Below are 19434 nucleotides of genomic sequence, written 5' to 3'. Positions count from 1 at the left end.
TGGGGGCGGCGGGACCCGTGGAGGGTTACGCGCGGCGGCGGGACGCCTCGTACAGGACCACACCGGCCGCGACGCCCGCGTTGAGGGACTCCGCGCCGCCCGGCATGGGGATGCGGACGAGGTGGTCGCACGTCTCGCCGACCAGGCGGGACAGGCCCTTGCCCTCGCTGCCGATGACGATGACGACCGGGCCGCCCAGGGCGTCCAGCTCGTGGACCTCGGTGTCGCCGTCGGCGTCGAGGCCGACGACCGTGATGCCGGCCTTCTGGTACGCCTCCAGGGCGCGGGTGAGGTTGGTGGCGCGGGCGACCGGGGTGCGGGCGGCGGTGCCCGCGGCGGTCTTCCAGGCGCCGGCGGTCATACCGGCGGCGCGGCGCTCCGGCACGACCACGCCGTGGCCGCCGAACGCGGAGACGGACCGGACGACGGCGCCGAGGTTGCGCGGGTCGGTGACGCCGTCGAGGGCGACGATCAGCGGGTCCTCGCCGTCGTCGAAGGCGGCCGCGGCCAGGTCCTCGGGGTGGGCGTACTCGTAGGGCGGGACCTGGAGGACGAGGCCCTGGTGGTTGAGGCCGTTGGTCATCCGGTCGAGCTCGGCGCGCGGGGCCTCCATGAGGTTGATGCCGCCGCGGTCGGCCGCGAGCTTGAGCGCGTCGCGCACCCGCTCGTCGTTGTCGATGAACTGCTGGACGTACAGCGTCGTCGCCGGTACGCCGTCACGCAGCGCCTCGAAGACGGGGTTGCGGCCGACGACCATCTCGGACAGGCCCTTGCCACCGCGCCGGGCGACCTGGCGGCGGTGCGCCTGCTTGGCCTTGGCGTTGGCGACGCGGTTCTTCACATGGCCCTTGCGGGCGGACGCGGGCGGCGTGGGGCCCTTGCCTTCCAGGCCCCGGCGCCGCTGGCCACCGCTGCCGACCGTCGCGCCCTTCTTGTTGGACGTGCGGCGGTTCCTGCGCTGGCTGTTCCCGGCCATGACTTACCTGCTTCGTCGATGATGCGTACGTACGTATATATGAAGTGTGCCAGCGCGGTGCCTACCGCGCGCCGAGCGTCCACCTCGGCCCGTCGGGGCCGTCCTCGATGACGAGCCCGGACCGGCCCAGCTGGTCGCGGATCGCGTCCGCCGTGCTCCAGTCCCTGCGCGCCCGGGCCGCCTCGCGCTGGTCCAGGACCATGCGTACGAGCGAGTCCACGACCCCGTGGAGGTCCTCGGAGCGGTCGGTCTCGCCCGCCCAGTGCGGGTCGAGCGGGTCCAGGCCGAGGACGCCGAGCATGGCACGGACCTCGGCGAGGCGCGCGACGGCGGCTTCCTTGTCGTCGGCCGCCAGGGCGCTGTTGCCCTGCCGGACGGTGGTGTGGATGATCGCGAGCGCCTGCGGCACGCCCAGGTCGTCGTCCATGGCCTCGGCGAAGGCGAGGGGGACATCGGCGGCGGGCTCCACGACGCCGGCCTTCTCGACGACCCGCTGCACGAAGCCCTCGATGCGCGCGAACGCCGACTCGGCCTCGCGCAGGGCCTCCTCGCTGTACTCGATCATCGACCGGTAGTGCGGGGTGCCCAGGTAGTAGCGCAGCACGATGGGCCGCCACTGCTTGACCATCTCGCTGACGAGGACGGAATTGCCGAGGGACTTCGCCATCTTCTCGCCGGCGATGGTGACCCAGGCGTTGTGCACCCAGTAGCGGGCGAAGTCGTCGCCGTACGCCTTGGCCTGCGCGATCTCGTTCTCGTGGTGCGGGAAGATCAGGTCGATGCCGCCGCCGTGGATGTCGAAGGCGGAGCCCAGGTACTTGTGCGCCATGGCCGAGCACTCCAGGTGCCAGCCAGGGCGGCCGCGTCCCCACGGCGTCTCCCAGTCGGGCTCGCCGGGCTTGGTGGCCTTCCACATGGCGAAGTCGCGCGGATCGCGCTTGCCGGTGATGCCTTCCTCGGCGGGCTGGCGCAGGTCGTCGATGTCCTGGTTGGACAGCGACAGGTACGCGGGGAAGGAACGGACGTCGAAGTAGACGCTGCCGTCGGCCTCGTAGGCGTGGCCGCGCTCGATGAGGCCGCGCATCATCTCGATCATCTCGGGGACGTGCCCGGTGGCGCGCGGCTCGTAGGTGGGCGGGAGGCAGCCGAGGGCCTCGTACCCGTCGTTGAACGCGCGCTCGTTCTCGTACCCGATCGACCACCAGGGGCGGCCCTGGTCGGCGGACTTGGCGATGATCTTGTCGTCGATGTCCGTGACGTTGCGGATGAACGTCACGTCGTAGCCGCGGTACGCGAACCAGCGGCGCATGATGTCGAAGTTCAGCCCCGACCGGATGTGCCCGATGTGCGGGGCGGCCTGCACGGTGGCACCACACAGGTAGATCGAGACGCAGCCCGGCGTGAGCGGGATGAAGTCGCGGATCTGCCGGGCGCTGGTGTCGTACAGACGAATAGTCACCACTCCAGGGTAGTGGGCCGGTGCCAGTGCCCCGTGCCTCAGGTGGTACGGACGAGCAGCGCGGTGGCGATGGCGGCGAGGCCCTCCGCGCGGCCGGTCAGCCCGAGGCCGTCCGTCGTGGTGCCGGACACCGACACGGGCGCGCCGGCCGCCGCGCTCAGCACCTTCTGGGCCTCGTCGCGGCGCTTGCCGATCTTCGGGCGTACGCCGATGACCTGGACGGCGATGTTGCCGATCTCGAAGCCCTCGGCGCGCACGATCCGGGCGGCCTCGGCGAGCAGCGTCACGCCGGAGGCGCCGGACCACTCGGGGCGGGAGGTGCCGAAGTGGGCGCCGAGGTCGCCGACGCCGGCGGCGGAGAACAGCGCGTCGCAGGCGGCGTGGGCGGCGACGTCACCGTCGGAGTGCCCGGCGAGGCCGTACCCGTCGGAGTCCTCCCACAGGAGGCCTGCGCACCACAGCTCGCGGCCCTGCTCGAAGGCGTGGACGTCGGTGCCGATGCCGATGCTCGGCAGGCTGGTCGGGCTAGAAGCCATCGTTGGCCCTCCTGCGGGCGAGGACCGCCTCGGCGAGGACGAGGTCGAGCGGGCGGGTCACCTTGAACGCCTCCTCGTGGCCGGGGACCACCACGACCGGCTCGCCGAGCTGCTCCACCATGCTCGCGTCGTCGGTGACGTTGTCGGTGACGGTGGCGTGGGCGCGTAGGAGCGTGTCGCGGGCGAAGCCCTGCGGGGTCTGTACGGCGCGGAGGGTGGCGCGGTCGGGCGTGGCGAGGACCGGCTCCGGCTCGCCCTTCTCGCGCGGCTCCACCTGCTTGACGGTGTCGGCGAGGGGTACGGCGGGCACGACGGCGACGGCTCCGTCGCGTACGGCCTCGATGACCGCGTCGACGGTGTCGACGGGCACGAGCGGTCGGGCCGCGTCGTGGACGAGGACGGTGGTGATGTCGCCGGGCAGTGCGTCCAGGCCGAGGCGTACGGACTCCTGGCGGGTCCGGCCGCCGGGTACGACGAGGTAGTCGGTCCTCTCGGGCAGGGCGTGCGCGTCGAGGAGGTTCTTGACCTCGGGCGCGCCGTCGGGCGGTGCGACGACCACGACGAGGGAGACCGCGCGGGAGGCCGCCATGGCGCGGACCGCGTGGATCAGCATGGGCGTCCCGTTCAGGGCGCGCAGCGCCTTGGGGGCGCCCGGGCCGAGCCGTACGCCCCGGCCGGCCGCGGGGATCACCGCGGCGGTGCGGGCGGGGGGTGCTGCGTCAGACATCGGTTGCACTCCGGCAGGTTTGTTGACTCGGCCGATATGGGTATGGCCTCAGCGGGCGGGCGCAACGCCTTGACCGGACCCTTCCGTGACCCCTGGTCGGGCGAGCCGCGCCGGCCGCCTGGGCACAGCATGTGCGGGCACGATCCGGGAGCCGGACATGCCGCAGCGCCCGGCGACGAAGCTGTCTGTCACAGCATGTCAGCGGGCACCGCGGCATCGCTTCACATCAGCTACGCGTTACGCGTCAGGACGCGAGGACCTCGTCGAGCAGGGCCTCGGCCTTGTCTTCGTTGGTGTTCTCAGCGAGGGCGAGCTCGCTGACCAGGATCTGGCGCGCCTTGGCGAGCATGCGCTTCTCTCCGGCGGAGAGACCGCGCTCACGCTCACGGCGCCACAGGTCACGCACCACTTCGGCGACCTTGATGACATCGCCGGAGGCGAGCTTCTCGAGATTTGCCTTGTAGCGACGGGACCAGTTCGTCGGCTCCTCGGCATATGGTGCGCGAAGCACCTCGAAGACCCGGTCCAGTCCGTCCTGACCGACCACATCGCGCACGCCGACGAACTCCGCGTTGTCCGCTGGCACACGAACCGTCAAGTCGCCCTGGGCGACCTTGAGCACCAAGTAGGTCTTGTCCACGCCTTTGATCTGGCGAGTTTCGATGGCCTCGATCAGCGCGGCCCCGTGATGGGGATAGACCACGGTGTCGCCAACCTTGAACGTCATGTGACAGGTACCCCTTCCGTGGCTATCCAGGGTAACACGGATACGGCTTCTTCTGAATGGCGTTTTCGCAGGTCAGGGCATATCTCGGGGCTTGACAACAGCAACAGGAACGTGCTGCGGAGGGCTTCCGGAAGGGGGTATTCGCAGGTCGGAGCGGCTGCACGGGCGGGCGGAAACGCGCACGCCACACCCCTCGACGGGCGCCCCGAAGGGGGCGATTGTCCGGGTTTGTCGGGTTCCCGGAGGTGAACTTCCCGTACTCCGTTCGGACGCCGCTCACTCGTACGGACGGCTCGCTCGGGCGATTCCCGGAATTGACCGGCCGCGGGTCACGCGTTGATCGCGGAGCTTGGCCGAGCGGGGCTTTTCGGTAAGGAAATGCGACACCGGGATGGAATTGATCAAGAGCGGTTATGTGAACACGGTACGAACTACATGGTTCGGCGCGTGCGGGACGGGCGCGGGAACCGGCCCGGGACGGGCGTACGGCGGTCGCGCGGGCCGGCGGCGCCAGGAGCCCGACACGGGGACTGGGGCGGGTCGGGTGCGGGGCGGCGAGGAGGGGTCGGTAACCTGAGCGCGCCGACTGATCCTTTGGCCCGTTCCCGGGATCGGCCGGCCGCAAGCACCACCACGTACCACCCAGACCGTGCCCGTCCTTCCCTCCGTCCGTACGTCCTAGGAGTTGCCGCCGCCGTGAGCCGCAGCCTTCGACGCGGCGTCCTCGCCGCCACCGCCATCGTGTTCTCGATCGCCTCGCTCTCCGCCTGCGGTGCGGGCAACAACGCGCAGACCCTCGGCGTCAGGCCGGACCACGCCGCCACCTCGGTCGGCACCGTCAAGATCCAGAACGCCATGGTGATCACGCAGCCGAAGCCCGACGCGGAGGGCCCCGCCGTCGTCTCGGCGATGCTCTTCAACAACGGCTCCAAGGCGGAGACCCTGGAGGCGATCGAGCTGCCCGGCACCGACGCCCAGGTCAAGCTCACCGCCGCGGGCGGCTCCGGCCAGATCACCGTCCCGGCGGGCGGCTCCGTCCTCATCGGCGGCCAGGGCAACGCCTCCGCCGTGATCGAGAAGGGCCGGGAGGCCGCGCGGAACGGCGACGCGCAGGAGGTCGTCTTCAAGCTCAGCGAGACCGGCGACGTCGGACTGGAGGCGTTCGTCATCCCGGCGACCAGCTACTTCGCGGGCTACGGCCCTACCGAGGTGCCGCAGAAGCCGGCCGAGCAGTCCCCGGCGTCCACCCCGCCCGCGCCGCCGTCGGGCGCGCCGACCGGCAGCCCCACCGGCTCCCCGGCCGCGCCGGACGCCCCCAACGAGGGCGACCAGGCGCCGGAGGCCCCGTCGGACTCCGCCTCGGCGTCGCACGACGCCGGCCACTGACGTACACGTACGGGAAGGGGCGCCCCACCAGCGGTGGGGCGCCCCTTCCCGTACGTACACCCGCGAGCCGGCGGGCGGGTCGGCCTACGGCTCGAACTTGTAGCCCAGGCCCCGGACCGTGACCAGGTAGCGGGGAGCGCCCGGGTCGGGTTCGATCTTGGCGCGGAGGCGCTTGACGTGGACGTCGAGGGTCTTGGTGTCGCCCACGTAGTCCGCGCCCCATACCCGGTCGATCAGCTGCATACGGGTCAGCACCCGGCCCGCGTTGCGCAGCAGCATCTCCAGCAGGTCGAACTCCTTCAGCGGCAGGTCGACCTTGCCGCCCGCGACCGTGACGACGTGACGGTCCACGTCCATTCGGACCGGCCCGGCCTCCAGGGCCGCCGGGGCGACCTCCTCGGGCTCGCCGCGGCGGCGCAGGACCGCGCGGATGCGGGCGACCAGCTCACGGGACGAGAAGGGCTTCGTGACGTAGTCGTCGGCTCCTATCTCCAGTCCGACGACCTTGTCGATCTCGCTGTCCTTGGCGGTCACCATGATGACCGGGACGTTCGACCGGCCGCGCAGCTGGCGGCAGACCTCGGTGCCGGGCAGGCCGGGCAGCATGAGGTCGAGCAGGACGAGGTCGGCGCCATTGCGCTCGAATTCGTCCAGCCCCTCGGGCCCGGTGGCCGCCACGGCGACTTCGAAGCCTTCCTTGCGGAGCATGTAGGACAGGGCGTCGCTGAAGGATTCCTCATCCTCGACGACGAGCACTCGGGTCACGGAAGGACCTCCGGGGCTGTGAGCGGTTCGTGGGTGGTGTGGTCGTGGTGGGACCGGGAAGAACGGTCCCGTCCGGCGCCGGCCTCGGGGAGCCGGAGGGTGAAGGTGGAGCCCTGACCCTCGGTGCTCCACACGGTGACCTCCCCGCCGTGCGAGGCGGCCACGTGCTTGACGATGGCGAGGCCCAGCCCCGTACCGCCGGTGGCGCGGGAGCGGGCGGGGTCGACGCGGTAGAAGCGCTCGAAGATGCGCTCCTTGTCCTTGTCGGGGATCCCTATGCCCTGGTCGGTGACGGCTATCTCGATGAGGTCGCCGCCGGGCGCGGTGACGCGGCGGGCGGCGATGCCGACGCGGGTGTGGGCCGGGGAGTAGTTCACGGCGTTCTCGACGAGGTTGCCGAGGGCGGCGGCGAGCTGGCCGCGGTGTCCCCAGACGTGCAGGTCGGCGGTGCCGCCGGCGGCCATGGTGATCTGCTTGGTGGAGGCGGTGTGCCGGGAGCGGTCGATGGCCTCGGCGACCAGTTCGTCGACCCGGACCGGCTCGGCGTCCTCCAGCGGGTCGTCGTTCTGGACCCGGGAGAGGTCGATGAGCTCCTGGACGAGGTTGGTGAGCCGGGTGGCCTCTATCTGCATGCGCCCGGCGAAGCGCATGACGGCCTCGGGGTCGTCGGAGGCGTCCATGACGGCCTCGGAGAGCAGGGACAGGGCGCCGACGGGGGTCTTCAGCTCATGGCTGACGTTGGCGACGAAGTCGCGGCGTACGGCTTCGATACGGCGGGCCTCGGTGAGGTCCTCGACCAGGAGCAGGACGAGGCGGGAGCCGAGGGGCGCGACGCGGGCGGAGACGGCGAGGGCCTCGCCCCGGCCGGTGCCGCGCCGGGGCAGGTCCAGCTCCACCTGCCGTATCTCGCCGTCGCGGCGGGTGTCGCGGGCCATGTGGAGCATCGGCTCGACGGCCAGTTTCCCGCCGCGGACGAGCCCGAGCGCGTACGCCGCGGAGCTGGCCTTGACGACCGAGTCGCTCTCGTCGAGGACGACGGCGGAGGAGCGCAGCACGGACAGGACCGTGTCCACACCGGGCGGCAGTACCGCGTCCGTGTGGAGGGAGGTCCGGGTGGGCCTGGCCTGGTCGCGCTCGCTCCAGCGGAACGCCAGCATGGCGATCACGCCGGTGCACGCTCCGGCGATCGCGGCCAATGCGGCGACCGCCGCGTTCACGTCCATGCATCCAGGTTATGCGTGGCCGCTGACACTCTCCCAGCCATCGGGGGTCGTGCTCGAACAGTCGTCGCCCAGAGTTCACCAAGGGGAAAGTGACGGTTCACTTGGGAGGGAGGCCCCGGACTTTTTGGACTCGGACCGTGGGAGCGTAGGGGGGCCGAGCCCACCCGGCCCCCTGAGGTCGCACTGAGAGAGGGACATCCATGCGGGACGCGTACCACGAGGAACTGGACTCGATCGGCGAGGGCCTGGTCGAAATGGCCCGGCTGGTCGGGTCGGCGGTCGGGCGCGCCACCACGGCGATGCTCGACGCGGATCTGAAGCTGGCGGAGGCCGTGATCGCGGCCGACCAGAAGGTCGACGACCTTCAGCACGAACTGGAGGCCCGGGCCATAGCCCTGCTGGCTCGCCAGCAGCCCGTCGCGACGGATCTGCGGATCGTGGTGACCTCGCTGCGGATGAGCGCGGACCTGGAGCGCTCCGGCGACCTGGCCCAGCACGTCGCCAAGCTGGCGCGGCTGCGCTTCCCGGACCACGCGGTGCCGCAGGACCTGCACGCCACGATCCTGGAGATGGGCCAGCTGGCGCAGCGCCTGATGGCGAAGGCGGCGGAGGTCATCATCACCAAGGACGTCGACCTGGCGCTGCAGCTGGAGCACGACGACGACGAGATGGACCGTCTGCACCGGACGCTGTTCCAGCACCTGATGGACGACCGCTGGAAGCACGGCATCGAGACGGCGGTCGACGTGACCCTGCTGGGCCGCTACTACGAGCGCTTCGCCGACCACGCCGTGTCGGTGGCCAAGCGGGTGGTCTACCTGGTGACGGGCGAGCACGCGGACGAGCTGCAGCAGGCGGAGGCGCCGGTGGAGGGCGCGTAACAGCACGGTCGCACATCAGTGCGCCGTTGATGCGCCCTGCCGGGCGGGGATGCAATGGGGTGAGGCGACGTACGCCTTGGAACGTACGCCTTCGAGGAGGGACCCATGGCAGATACGCCCATGACCGACCCCGAGCGGGAAGTGCCCGTCGAAGTGCCCCGTCTGCCCGTGCTGGGTGCCTGTGGCTGCGGCTCGGGCTGCGGCTGCGGCTGCCAGTCGGGCGCGCCGTGCCAGTGCGGCGGCTGCTGCGGCTGACCCGCCGGACGTTTCACGAAGGGCCCCGCCCGGGACACGGGCGGGGCCCTTTGGCGTTCCGCTCGGGGTTCCGTCCGCTCGTGACGGCCCAGGCCGTCTACGTCCAGGGCCGGGGAGAACCGCGCAGTGAGCCGACGAAGGCCCCACCCGCCGCCAGGCCTGGCGTTGGTCCCCAAGATCGAGCCGGCAGCACGCGAAACGCTCGGCCGGGAAACCCAGCCGAGCGCCTGCGAGGGGCTCGTACGCGTGGTCCTACTTCTTCTTGCCCTGGTTCTTGACCGCCTCGATGGCCGCCTTCGCCGCCTCGGGGTCCAGGTAGGTGCCGCCCGGGTTGAGCGGCTTGAAGTCGCCGTCCAGCTCGTAGACCAGCGGGATGCCCGTGGGGATGTTCAGGCCCGCGATGTCCTCGTCGGAGATGCCGTCGAGGTGCTTGACCAGGGCGCGCAGGCTGTTGCCGTGGGCGGCGACCAGGACCACGCGGCCGGTCAGAAGGTCGGGGACGATGCCGTCGTACCAGTACGGCAGCATGCGGACGACGACGTCCTTGAGGCACTCGGTGCGCGGGCGCAGCTCCGGCGGGATGGTGGCGTACCGCGCGTCGTTGGCCTGCGAGAACTCGTTGTCGTCGGCGAGGACCGGCGGCGGGGTGTCGTAGGAGCGGCGCCACAGCATGAACTGCTCCTCGCCGAACTCGGCGAGCGTCTGCGCCTTGTCCTTGCCCTGCAGCGCGCCGTAGTGGCGCTCGTTCAGGCGCCAGGAGCGGTGGACCGGGATCCAGTGGCGGTCGGCGGCCTCGAGCGCGAGCTGCGCGGTGCGGATGGCGCGCTTCTGGAGCGAGGTGTGCAGCACGTCGGGGAGCAGACCGGCGTCCTTGAGCAGCTCACCGCCGCGGACCGCCTCCTTCTCGCCCTTCTCGGTGAGGTTGACGTCCACCCAGCCGGTGAACAGGTTCTTCGCGTTCCATTCGCTCTCGCCGTGGCGGAGGAGGATCAGCTTGTACGGTGCGTCGGCCATGCGTACGAGATTAACGCTTGACGGCCCCCGTCAATCGAATAGGCCCCCGGGGCAGCGCCCTCGTAACGTCCGGTCATCGGTTCGGGCTCTTACGGGGGGTACACATGTCCATCGCCACGCTCAGACGGGCGGCCAAGGAGAGCGTCTCGGGCCTGCCGCGGGCGTTCTGGTGGCTGTGGGCGAGCACCCTGATCAACCGGCTCGGCGCCTTCGTCGCCACCTTCACCGCCCTGTACCTGACCCTGGACCGTGGCTATTCGGCCTCGTACGCGGGGCTCGTGGCGTCCCTCCACGGGCTCGGCGGCGTCGTCTCGTCGCTCGGCGCGGGTGTGATGACCGACCGGCTCGGCCGGCGCCCCACGCTGCTGATCGCCCAGGTGTCGACGGCCGTCTCGGTCGCGGTCCTCGGCTTCATGCAGCACCCGGTCGCCATCGCCGCGGTCGCCTTCGTCGTCGGCGCCACGTCGAACGCCTCACGGCCGGCCGTGCAGGCGATGATGGCCGACATCGTGCGGCCCGAGGACCGGGTACGAGCGTTCTCGCTCAACTACTGGGCGATCAACCTGGGCTTCGCCGTCTCCTCCGCGGGCGCCGGGTTCATCGCCGAGTACAGCTACCTCGCCGGCTTCCTCGGCGAGGCCGTCCTGACGCTGGCCTGTGCGGTCCTCATCTTCCTCAAGCTGCCCGAATCCCGCCCCGCGCAGGCCCCGTCCCACCCCGGGAAGGCCGCGCCACCGGAGACCGGCATGGGGGCCGTGCTGCGCGACGGGCGGTTCATGGGGGTGGTGGGCCTCTCCTTCCTCATCTCGCTGATCTTCCAGCAGGGGTACGTGGGTCTCCCGGTCGCCATGGGCGCGGACGGGTTCGACGCCGCGGACTTCGGGCTGGCGATGGCGGTCAACGGTGTCCTCATCGTGGCGCTCCAGATCCCGGTCACCCGGTACATCGAGCACCGCGACCCGCGCCGGCTGCTGATCGTCTCCTCGCTGCTGGCCGGGTACGGCTTCGGGCTCACCGCCTTCGCGGGTTCCGTCGCCGTCTACGCGCTGACCGTCGGCGTCTGGACGCTCGCCGAGATCGTCAACGCCCCGACCCAGACGGGACTGGTGGTGCGCCTCTCCCCGGTCCACGGGCGGGGCCGCTACCAGGGCGTGTACACCATGTCCTGGTCGGCCGCCGCGCTGGTCGCCCCGCTGATGTCCGGGTGGACGATCGACCGGTGGGGCGCGCAGTGGCTGTGGGGCGCGTGCGCGGTGCTCGGGACGGTGGCCGGGCTCGGCTACTGGCTCCTGATGCGGGGCCTGCCGGCCCACTCCCCGGAGACGGCCGCCCCGGCGCCGTCCCGCGAGGCGGTCACCGCCTGAGGAGGGGTTCACCGGCCCGCGGTTGGCCACCGGCCGGGGTGGGGCCGTGCCCCCTTCTCCCCCGGGAGGGCGCCCGCAGTCGGCCGACGGCCGGGGTGGGGCCGTGCAGGGTCGCCCCCGCAGAGGTTGGCGGCGGCAGTGGGGCTTCCCATCCGACGTACCCAAGGCCGCCGGCCTCGAGGAGGTGAGCCCGGAGGGGCCACGCCCCCCCACCCCCCGGCAGGCCACCGACCCGCACCGGAACGGGCACCGCCCAGGGTGGAGCCGCCGCAAGGGCACCGCCCCGTCCCGTTGTGCCCACCCTCCCCCAAGCTCTCGGCTTCGCTCGAGCAGGGGGGACCCCCATCGCCCCAGCGGGACGACTGCCCACAACGGGCTGGCGGGCGCCGGACGACTGCCGACACGCGGGGCGGGGAGAGGGAGGCGCCGCCCGGCGGGGCGACTGCCCACGACGGGGAGGGTGAGGGCCCGGGCGGTTACTTTTGCGGGCGCGTCAGGTGGGCGAACGCGTCCAGGTTGCGTGTGGATTCGCCGCGGGCGACGCGCCACGCGTACTCCTTGCGGATCGCCGTCGCGAAGCCCAGCTCCAGGAGCGTGTTGAACGCCCCGTCCGCCGCCTCCAGGACCGAGCCCAGCACACGGTCCAGCTCCTCCGGGGTGATCGCGGAGAGCGGCAACTTGCCGGTCAGGTAGATGTCGCCGAGGCTGTCGACCGCGTACGCCACCCCGTACAGGCGGAGGTTGCGCTCCAGCAGCCAGCGGTGGACGCCCGGCTCGTTCTCGTCGGGGTGGCGGATGACGAACGCGTTCAGGGACAGCGAGTGGCGGCCCAGGCGCAGCGACAGCGTGGTGGACAGCTTGCGCGTACCGGGAAGGGTGACGACGTAGGAGCCGGGCTCCGGGGACTCCCAGGTCAGCTCGGCGTCGTTCAGCGCGGACTCGATGATCTTCCGGGCGTCAGCCATGACGCGAGCGTACGCCACGGCGGTGTTCGTGCATGGCCGCGGAGTACACGTCGGCCGTTCCCGCCGCCGCCGTGTCCCAGCCGAACGATCCGGCGTGCCGCGCCGCCGCCTCGCCCAGGCGGCCGGTCAGCGACGGGTCGTCCACGAACCGGCGCAGCGCGGCCGCGTAGTCCGCCGGGTTGTGGCCCTGCACCAGGAAGCCGGTCGAGCCGTCCCGCACCGCCACCGGCAGCCCGCCCACCGACGCGGCGACGACGGGCGTGCCGGCCGCCTGCGCCTCGATGGCGACGAGCCCGAAGGACTCGCTGTACGAGGGCATGACCAGCACGGACGCCGCCCGGAACCAGTCGGCGAGCGCGTCCTGCCGCACGGGCGGGTGGAAGCGTACGACGTCGGCGATGCCGAGGCGCGCGGCGAGTTTCTGCAGGCCCTCGGGCTTGGCGAGGCCGCTGCCGCTGGGCCCGCCGACGACCGGGACGAGCATCCGGGACCGCAGCGACGGGTCCTCGTCCAGCAGCCGGGCTGCCGCACGCAGCAGGATGTCGGGGGCCTTCAGGGGCTGGATGCGCCCGGCGAAGACGGGGATGAACGCGTCGGCGGGCAGCCCGAGCCGGGCGCGGGCGGCGGCCCGCCCGTCGGCCGGCCGGAACCGGTCGAGGTTCACGCCCGGGTGCACGACCGCGACCTTCGACGGTTCGGCCTCGTAGAAGCGGACGAGTTCGTCGGCCTCCTCCGCGGTGTTGGCGATCAGCCGGTCGGCGGCGCGCACGATCTGCGTCTCGCCGATGACCCGCGCCGTCGGCTCGGGGGTGTCGCCCTCCGCGAGCGCCGCGTTCTTGACCTTGGCCATGGTGTGCATGGCGTGCACGAGCGGGACGCCCCACCGCTCGGCGGCGAGCCAGCCGACGTGGCCGGAGAGCCAGTAGTGGGAGTGGACGAGGTCGTAGTGGCCGGGCCGGTGCCCCGCCCAGGCCCGCATCACGCCGTGGGTGAAGGCGCACAGCTGGGCGGGCAGCTCCTCCTTGGCGAGCCCTTCGTACGGTCCGGCGTCGACGTGTCGTACGAGGACGCCCGGGGCCAGCTCGACGGCCGGGGGCAGCCCGCCGGCGGTGGCCCGGGTGAATATCTCGACCTCGATGTTGATCGCGGCGAGGCGCCTGGCGAGCTCGACGATGTAGACGTTCATGCCGCCCGCGTCGCCCGTGCCGGGCTGGTGCAGCGGGGAGGTGTGGACACTGAGCATCGCGATCCGGCGCGGCACCCTCGCCCGGCCGGGCAGCCGGAGCCGGTGCGACCCGGCGGTCCGGTGCGGCCCGGCCAGGGTGCCGGCGAACCGGGACACGTACTGGCTCACGTCGGCGTCCTTCCGCTGTGCGGGCATGGCAGGTGTGCGGGCATGGCGAGCGGAGGACACGCGCGCGCCAGTGCGTACGGCCCTCCCGCCAGCGACAACAGCGGGCCGCGCCCCTTCATTTCCGCTTTGCCAATTCATTACGCGTACGAAGGGAGGGGCCGGGAGCCCTTACCCTCGTCCCCATGGCCCCGCGCACCACCCGCCCCACCGGGACCCGCCCGGACGGAACCCGCCCCACCGGAACCCGCCCCGCCGGGACCCGCCCCGTCGGTACACCGACCCGCGGGACCACCAACCCCAACCGCCTGCGCCGCATGGACCGCTGGATCGCCGCCGTCCACGGCGCGGCGCTGCGCCGCGGCGAGCGGGCGCCCACGGCCGTGGACCTCGGCTACGGGGCCGCCCCCTGGACCGCCGTCGAGCTGCTGCACCGGCTGCGCGGCGACGCCGACCCCCGCACCCGGGTGGTCGGCATAGAGATCGAGCCCGCCCGGGTCGCCGCCGCCCAGCCCTACGCGCGCGACGGCCTCACCTTCGTGCACGGTGGCTTCGAGATCCCCGTGGACGGCGCCCCATCGCTGATCCGGGCGGCGAACGTGCTGCGCCAGTACGACGAGGACGAGGTCGCCGAGGTGTGGGCGCGGCTGTGCGCGCGGCTCGCGCCCGGCGGCCTGCTGGTGGAGGGGACCTGCGACGAGATCGGGCGGCGTCATGTGTGGGTGGCGCTGGGGCCGGAGGGGCCGCGGACGGTGACGTTCGCGACCCGGCTCGGCTCGCTGGACCGCCCCTCCGATCTCGCGGAGCGCCTTCCGAAGGCGCTGATCCACCGGAACGTGCCGGGCGAGCCGGTGCACGCGTTCCTGCGGGACTTCGACCGGGCGTGGGCGGCGGCGGCTCCGTACGCCTCGCTCGGCGCCCGGCAGCGGTGGATCAGGACGGCGGCGGATCTGGCGGGCGACTGGCCGCTGGTGGATGGCCGACGGCGGTGGCGGCAGGGCGAAGTGACGGTGCGATGGGCGGCGCTGGCGCCCGGCTCGTACTGAACACCTCTCAGACGGAACGCACCTGAACGATCTTTCGTCCCCCATGGGTGGGTGTGACTCTGTCGTTTTCGCGAGCCTCATGGCACCATCTCGATCGGCAGCCCGAAGTTACTGACGGTAAATCAGATGGGGAGATGGGGGAGTCCGTGAACCGACGCCGTTGCGCCACCGCCGCGATCACCGTGGTCTGCGCTCTGACCGTGCTGGCGTCACCGGTCCAGGCGGCGTACGCCGCGCCCACCCCGCCCCCTCCCCCGCCCCCCGTGGCCGGTGCCTCCGGCAAGAGCCTGGAAGAGGTACGCCGCGAGATCGACACCCTCTACCGCCAGGCCGCCTCCGCCACCGACGCGTACAACCTGGCCGAGGAGCGGGCGAAGAAGCAGTCGGCCGAGATCGTGAAGCTGGCGCAGGCCATCGTGGACGGCCAGGCCCGTATCGAGGACCTGAAGACGCGGGCCGGCGCGGCCGCCCGCGCCCAGTACCGCAACGGTGGCATACCCGACGAGGCGCAGCTGGTCCTCAGCGACGACCCGCAGCTCTTCCTCAGCGGCGTCGGCCGCCTCCAGCAGGGCCAGAAGGCCACCAAGGATCTCCTCGCCGAACTGAAGCAGCGGCAGGCGGACTTGGAGGCGTACACCAAGGACGCCAGCGCGCACTGGACCAGGCTGGAGGCGAGCCGGGTCCAGCAGGCCAGGACGAAGAAGCAGATCGAGACCAAGATCGCGGCGGCGAAGAAGCTGGAGTCCCAGCTGGAGACGGCGGAGCGCGAGCGGCTGCTGCAACTGGAGCGGGACGAGCAGGCCCAGGCGCAGACGGCGTGGCTCGGCTCCGGCGTACTGAAGGAGACCGGCGGCAGCGTGAGCCCGCAGGGCAAGAAGGCGGTCGAGTTCGCGACGGCCCAGCTCGGCAAGCCGTACGTGTGGGGCGCGGAGGGCCCGGGGTCGTACGACTGCTCGGGGCTGACGTCGCAGGCGTGGGCGGCGGCCGGCACGGGCATCCCGCGCACGTCGCAGGAGCAGTGGCGGCTGCTGCCCCGGATCGACGTCAAGGACATGCGGCCGGGCGACCTGATCATCTACCACGCGGACGCCAGCCATGTCGGCCTGTACATCGGCGACGGGGCGATCATCCACGCGCCCCGGCCGGGACGGAACGTGACGGTGGCCGGTGCGGGCTCGATGGCGATCCTCGGAGTCGTACGCCCGGACAAGTAAGGCGCGCCTCCCGCTGTCGGATACGTCCCGGGATGTGACCGGGCCAACACGCGGCGCGTGACGTTCGTCATGACCCGGTGCCCAACTACCTCCCGCTGCGCGGCATATGCCATCGGCTCTTCGCTGATCACCATTCCGTTCGGCCACCGCGGACCGCTATGGTCCCCGTCGGGTGGTGTGTCGTCCGACGCGCCACCGTGCCCTCGGGGGGAGGGAAGGAAACCACACCGATGCCCGTACCCGTACCGCGACAGAGGGTGAACGCGGCCGCAGAGACCGCCGCCGTCGGCAGCACGGACCTCACCCTCCTGGTGATCGAGGACGACCCGGCGGGCACCTTCACCGTTCCGGAGCTGGTCGACGCGTCCGGCGGCCGGGTCCGTATCCGTACCGCCCGCAACCTCACCGAGGCGGAGCGGCTGCTCACCGACGACGTGCACTGCGTGCTCGTCGACCTCGCGCTGCCCGCCGGCCGGACGGGCGACGACGACGACCGGCTGGGGCCGCTGCACCACGTACTGCGCCTCGCGCCGCGCCACGCCGTCCTGGCGCTGACCGCGCGGGGCGACACGGAGCTGGCGGCCGCGGCGGTACACGCCGGGGCGCAGGACCACCTGTGCCGCGAGGAGCTGGACGGGCCGCTGCTGAGCCGCGCCATCCGGTACGCCGTGGAACGCAAGCGGGCCGACTCGGTCCAGGTCAAGCTGGCCGAGTCGCGGCTGCGGGCGCAGGAGAACGCCCGCCTGGAGCGGGGCCTGCTGCCCACACCACTGCTCCAGGGCTCCGACCTGCGCTTCGCGGCCCGCTACCGGCCGGGGCGCTCGCGGGCGCTGCTGGGCGGCGACTTCTACGACACCGTCCGGACGCCGGACGGGACCGTGCACGCCATGATCGGGGACGTGTGCGGGCACGGTCCGGACGAGGCGGCGCTCGGCGTGGAGCTGCGCATCGCGTGGCGGGCGCTGACGCTGGCGGGCCTGTGCGGCGACGAGCTGCTGTCGACGCTGCAGCAGGTGCTGGAGCACGAGCGGGACAACGAGGAGATCTTCGCGACCCTGTGCACGGTGGACATCGCGCCGGACGGGCGCCGGGCCGGGCTGTGCCTGGCGGGCCACCCCTCGCCCCTGATAGCGCGGCACGGCCGGGCGGCGCAGCTCCTTCCGTACGAGGACGGCGGCCCCGCCCTGGGGCTGCTGCCGCGCGCCCGCTGGCCGCGCCGGCAGGTGGAGCTGGGCGGCTCGTGGAGCCTGATGATGTACACCGACGGGCTGATCGAGGGCCGCTCGGCGGGCCCGGGTTCGCCGCGGCTGGGCCAGGACGGCATGGTCGAGATGGTCAACCGCCTGCTGGCGCAGGGCCTGGGCGGCGAGGAGCTGCTGGAGGCCGCGGTGGCGCAGGTGCGGGAGCTGAACGGCGGGGAGCTGACGGACGACGTGGCCGTGCTGCTGCTCGCGCGCGAACGCACTTCCCGCGACCGCGACCGGACGGCCCCCGACCGGGCCCCGTCCCGCCGCTGACGCCCGCCGCCGCGGATCCCGCGCCCTGCGCGCCGTACCGCGTCCGGCCCGGCCTCGGCCCCGCGTGCGGCGTCCGGCACCGCCGGCCTCCACCACGGCGGATCGGCCGACCGCACCGGGCCGGCGTCCTGGAGCCGCGCCCGCCGACCGCATCGGGCCCGCCGTCGGCTTCCGCTGACGTCCGGCGCCGCAGACCGTGCGGTACCGCGTCGGACCCCACCCCGCGGCCCCGCCCCGGGACCGGCCCCGGCGGCCAGCGGCCCGGCGTTCCGCCGGGGCCCGGGCGTGTCGCTAGCGGCCGCCGTTGTAGGGGCCGTACGGCCCGTCGCTGCTGGAGCCGCCGCCGCGGCGGCCGCCACGGCCACCGCCGGAGACCTGCTGGAGGGCGGGCCGTACGTCGACCATGAAGACGATCGACGCGACGAGCCCGGCGATCTGCAGGAACAGCATCGGTACGAGCAGGTTCACCGCGACCGTGACGCCCAGGATGATCAGCCAGAACATCTTGGTCTGCTTGTCGGCGGCGCGATAGGCGTCCTCGCGTGCCGTCGCCGCGATGAACAGGGCGACCACGGCGATCAGGAGCATGGCGAGGTTGAGCAGAAAGAGGAACGTGCTGAATCCTGCGAGCAACATGCTGAGCACCGCCTAGTCAGTGAGTGAAGCGCCTCGCGGCCAAGGTACCGGTACAACGCCCCGGCCACCCCGAACGTGCCCGCGCCCCGCCAGGGGGCCGGCGCCCCGCCGAAAGGGACCCGGCCCCTGGAACAGCCGGCGTTACTGGTCCGACGCCGTCGTCTTCTTCGCCGCCGGCTTGCGCGGGGCCGGGGCCTTCTTCGCCGGGGTGGCCTTCTTCGCGGCGGGCGCCTTGGGCTGCCCATCCGCCGCCTTCGGCTCGCCCGCCTTCGGCTCCGGGTCCGGCTCGACGGCGATGGCGATCTCGTTGATCTCCTCGGCGGCCTCGCCGCGCCACTGCTTCACGGCCTGCTCACCGTGCTCGGCGACCTTCTCGTACGCCTCGCGCGCCCTGACCGCGTACTCGGCCGCCACGCCGACGCTCCGCAGCGCCAGGTGCTGGGCGTTCTCGCCCAGCTTCTTCAGGTCCGTGTCCAGGGAGCCGAGCACCTCGGTGACCTTGGCCTGGACGGTGGCCTGGGCCTCCTTGGCCTGGGCGCTCACCTTCTCCTGCACGGCCTTGGGGTCGGTGTTGCGCACCGCGTCGATGCGCGCGGGCGCCTCGGCGGCGATCTGCTCGATCAGGCCGGGAACCTTCTTGGCCTGCTGTACGGCGAGGTCGGCCGTACCGGCGGCGAAGTAGAGGGGCGTACGGAGTTCTTCGATGATGGCCACGACTGTGGTCCTCCCGGATCGCAGAGTCAGAGTTCGGGTGAGGTGCCGTCCTCGGTGGTGTGATCGGCACCTTTCGTCTCCGTATCGAGTCCGTTCTCCTTGCGGAACGAGTCGTAGATCTGGAGCAGCACCTGCTTCTGCCGCTCGTTGATCGACGGGTCCGCGAGGATGACGGCACGCGTCTCCAGCTCCTCGCGCTCCCGCTCGTCCAGGATCCCGGCCCGCACGTACAGCGTTTCGGCGGAGATCCGCAGCGCCTTGGCGACCTGCTGGAGCACCTCCGCGCTCGGCTTGCGCAGCCCGCGCTCGATCTGGCTCAGATACGGATTGGACACCCCGGCGGCTTCGGCGAGCTGACGCAGCGACAGCTGCGCGTTGCGCCGCTGCTCGCGCAGGTACTCCCCGAGATTGCCGACGTTGAGTGATGCCATGCCTCGATGGTGCACGCACTTGCTAACTTTTGCAAGCAGCCGCTTGCAAAAGTGTTCCCCGTGGCGCGCCGTAACCCCCGAACAGCCCGACTCACATGTCCGTTCCCAGTGAAGGTGAGCGCTTCCCGCACTATCTGATCAGCGAAGCGATCGGGTCCCGGTTGTTGCGGGTCCGGCGTGCTCATGTCGTTGCATCGCGCCATGCCGTCGAACCGGTTTTTGATCAAGCAACGGAGTATCGGTGCTC

Annotated in this window: 20 protein-coding genes; 7 read left to right on the top strand and 13 right to left on the bottom strand. The window is 72.1% G+C overall.

All coding sequences use genetic code 11. The features are described 5' to 3' along the window. Window positions 1-25: 25 nt before the first annotated feature. The 5 genes from rlmB to AMK26_RS26020 all read right to left on the bottom strand — a co-directional run bounded on the left by rlmB (window position 26) and on the right by AMK26_RS26020 (window position 4425). A complete protein-coding gene (rlmB, locus tag AMK26_RS26040) occupies window positions 26-976 on the bottom strand; it encodes a 23S rRNA (guanosine(2251)-2'-O)-methyltransferase RlmB (protein WP_073757202.1) in 951 nt (316 codons plus the stop codon). 61 nt (window positions 977-1037) lie between these two features. Next, window positions 1038-2435, bottom strand: coding sequence for a cysteine--tRNA ligase (gene cysS, locus AMK26_RS26035; RefSeq protein ID WP_073757797.1), 1398 nt, complete (start codon window positions 2433-2435; stop codon window positions 1038-1040). 38 nt (window positions 2436-2473) lie between these two features. Then, complete coding sequence (gene ispF, locus AMK26_RS26030) at window positions 2474-2971, bottom strand: 2-C-methyl-D-erythritol 2,4-cyclodiphosphate synthase (protein ID WP_073757201.1); 498 nt, start codon at window positions 2969-2971, stop codon at window positions 2474-2476. Further along, a complete protein-coding gene (gene ispD / locus AMK26_RS26025) occupies window positions 2961-3698 on the bottom strand; it encodes a 2-C-methyl-D-erythritol 4-phosphate cytidylyltransferase (RefSeq protein ID WP_073757200.1) in 738 nt (245 codons plus the stop codon). Before ispD ends, ispF begins: the two co-directional genes overlap by 11 nt. 244 nt (window positions 3699-3942) lie before the next feature. Continuing rightward, a complete protein-coding gene (locus AMK26_RS26020) occupies window positions 3943-4425 on the bottom strand; it encodes a CarD family transcriptional regulator (protein ID WP_003953493.1) in 483 nt (160 codons plus the stop codon). 696 nt (window positions 4426-5121) lie between these two features. Between AMK26_RS26020 and AMK26_RS26010 the strand changes: the two genes are divergently transcribed. Beyond that, on the top strand, window positions 5122-5811 hold the full coding sequence (locus tag AMK26_RS26010) for a DUF461 domain-containing protein (RefSeq protein WP_073757198.1): 690 nt from the start codon (window positions 5122-5124) through the stop codon (window positions 5809-5811). Window positions 5812-5895: 84 nt separating this feature from the next. Here AMK26_RS26010 and AMK26_RS26005 read toward each other — a convergent pair whose 3' ends face one another. Further along, a complete protein-coding gene (locus AMK26_RS26005) occupies window positions 5896-6576 on the bottom strand; it encodes a response regulator transcription factor (protein WP_073757197.1) in 681 nt (226 codons plus the stop codon). Then, the gene (locus AMK26_RS26000; RefSeq protein WP_073757196.1) at window positions 6573-7799 is read right to left on the bottom strand and encodes a sensor histidine kinase; all 1227 of its coding nucleotides are present in this window, start codon (window positions 7797-7799) and stop codon (window positions 6573-6575) included. The genes AMK26_RS26005 and AMK26_RS26000 overlap by 4 nt, the downstream gene beginning before the upstream one ends. 200 nt (window positions 7800-7999) lie before the next feature. On the opposite strand from AMK26_RS26000, the gene phoU reads away from it, so the two are divergent. Both phoU and AMK26_RS37420 read left to right on the top strand, forming a co-directional pair. Continuing rightward, window positions 8000-8680 carry a phosphate signaling complex protein PhoU gene (phoU, locus tag AMK26_RS25995; RefSeq protein WP_073757195.1) on the top strand — a complete coding sequence of 227 codons (681 nt, stop codon included), beginning with the start codon at window positions 8000-8002 and terminating at the stop codon, window positions 8678-8680. Between the two features lie 105 nt (window positions 8681-8785). Then, entirely contained in the window at window positions 8786-8935 is a 150-nt protein-coding gene (locus AMK26_RS37420) for a hypothetical protein (RefSeq protein WP_198944163.1), read from the top strand. A gap of 252 nt (window positions 8936-9187) precedes the next feature. Here AMK26_RS37420 and AMK26_RS25990 read toward each other — a convergent pair whose 3' ends face one another. Further along, window positions 9188-9949 carry a phosphoglyceromutase gene (locus tag AMK26_RS25990; RefSeq protein ID WP_073757194.1) on the bottom strand — a complete coding sequence of 254 codons (762 nt, stop codon included), beginning with the start codon at window positions 9947-9949 and terminating at the stop codon, window positions 9188-9190. 104 nt (window positions 9950-10053) lie between these two features. On the opposite strand from AMK26_RS25990, the gene AMK26_RS25985 reads away from it, so the two are divergent. After that, window positions 10054-11313, top strand: coding sequence for an MDR family MFS transporter (locus AMK26_RS25985; protein ID WP_073757193.1), 1260 nt, complete (start codon window positions 10054-10056; stop codon window positions 11311-11313). A gap of 476 nt (window positions 11314-11789) precedes the next feature. Here the strand turns inward: AMK26_RS25985 and AMK26_RS25975 are convergent, their stop codons facing one another. Together AMK26_RS25975 and mshA are read right to left on the bottom strand one after the other, a co-directional pair. Continuing rightward, window positions 11790-12278: a YbjN domain-containing protein gene (locus AMK26_RS25975; RefSeq protein WP_073757795.1), complete on the bottom strand. Its 489-nt coding sequence runs from the start codon at window positions 12276-12278 to the stop codon at window positions 11790-11792. Next, window positions 12271-13632 carry a D-inositol-3-phosphate glycosyltransferase gene (gene mshA, locus AMK26_RS25970; protein WP_073757191.1) on the bottom strand — a complete coding sequence of 454 codons (1362 nt, stop codon included), beginning with the start codon at window positions 13630-13632 and terminating at the stop codon, window positions 12271-12273. Before mshA ends, AMK26_RS25975 begins: the two co-directional genes overlap by 8 nt. Window positions 13633-13814: 182 nt before the next feature. Between mshA and AMK26_RS25965 the strand changes: the two genes are divergently transcribed. The 3 genes from AMK26_RS25965 to AMK26_RS25955 all read left to right on the top strand — a co-directional run bounded on the left by AMK26_RS25965 (window position 13815) and on the right by AMK26_RS25955 (window position 17406). After that, window positions 13815-14675 (top strand): class I SAM-dependent methyltransferase, encoded by an 861-nt coding sequence (locus AMK26_RS25965; RefSeq protein WP_073757190.1) that lies wholly within the window; start codon window positions 13815-13817, stop codon window positions 14673-14675. A 146-nt stretch (window positions 14676-14821) separates the two neighbouring features. Beyond that, on the top strand, window positions 14822-15889 hold the full coding sequence (locus tag AMK26_RS25960; protein WP_073757794.1) for a C40 family peptidase: 1068 nt from the start codon (window positions 14822-14824) through the stop codon (window positions 15887-15889). Window positions 15890-16119: 230 nt separating this feature from the next. Then, window positions 16120-17406: a PP2C family protein-serine/threonine phosphatase gene (locus AMK26_RS25955; protein WP_073757189.1), complete on the top strand. Its 1287-nt coding sequence runs from the start codon at window positions 16120-16122 to the stop codon at window positions 17404-17406. Window positions 17407-17697: 291 nt separating this feature from the next. Here AMK26_RS25955 and AMK26_RS25950 read toward each other — a convergent pair whose 3' ends face one another. From AMK26_RS25950 to AMK26_RS25940, 3 genes are all read right to left on the bottom strand, one after another. Then, window positions 17698-18042, bottom strand: a complete 345-nt coding sequence (locus AMK26_RS25950) for a DUF2516 family protein (RefSeq protein WP_073757793.1) — start codon at window positions 18040-18042, stop codon at window positions 17698-17700. Window positions 18043-18183: 141 nt separating this feature from the next. Next, entirely contained in the window at window positions 18184-18756 is a 573-nt protein-coding gene (locus AMK26_RS25945; RefSeq protein WP_073757188.1) for a hypothetical protein, read from the bottom strand. A 26-nt stretch (window positions 18757-18782) separates the two neighbouring features. Further along, window positions 18783-19187 (bottom strand): helix-turn-helix domain-containing protein, encoded by a 405-nt coding sequence (locus tag AMK26_RS25940; protein ID WP_073757187.1) that lies wholly within the window; start codon window positions 19185-19187, stop codon window positions 18783-18785. Window positions 19188-19434 lie beyond the last annotated feature (247 nt).

It is taken from the genome of Streptomyces sp. CB03234 (assembly GCF_001905885.1).
Classification (GTDB): domain Bacteria; phylum Actinomycetota; class Actinomycetes; order Streptomycetales; family Streptomycetaceae; genus Streptomyces.
The sequence above is the reverse complement of the archived record's forward strand: the minus strand, read 5'-3'. Positions and strand labels throughout refer to the sequence as shown.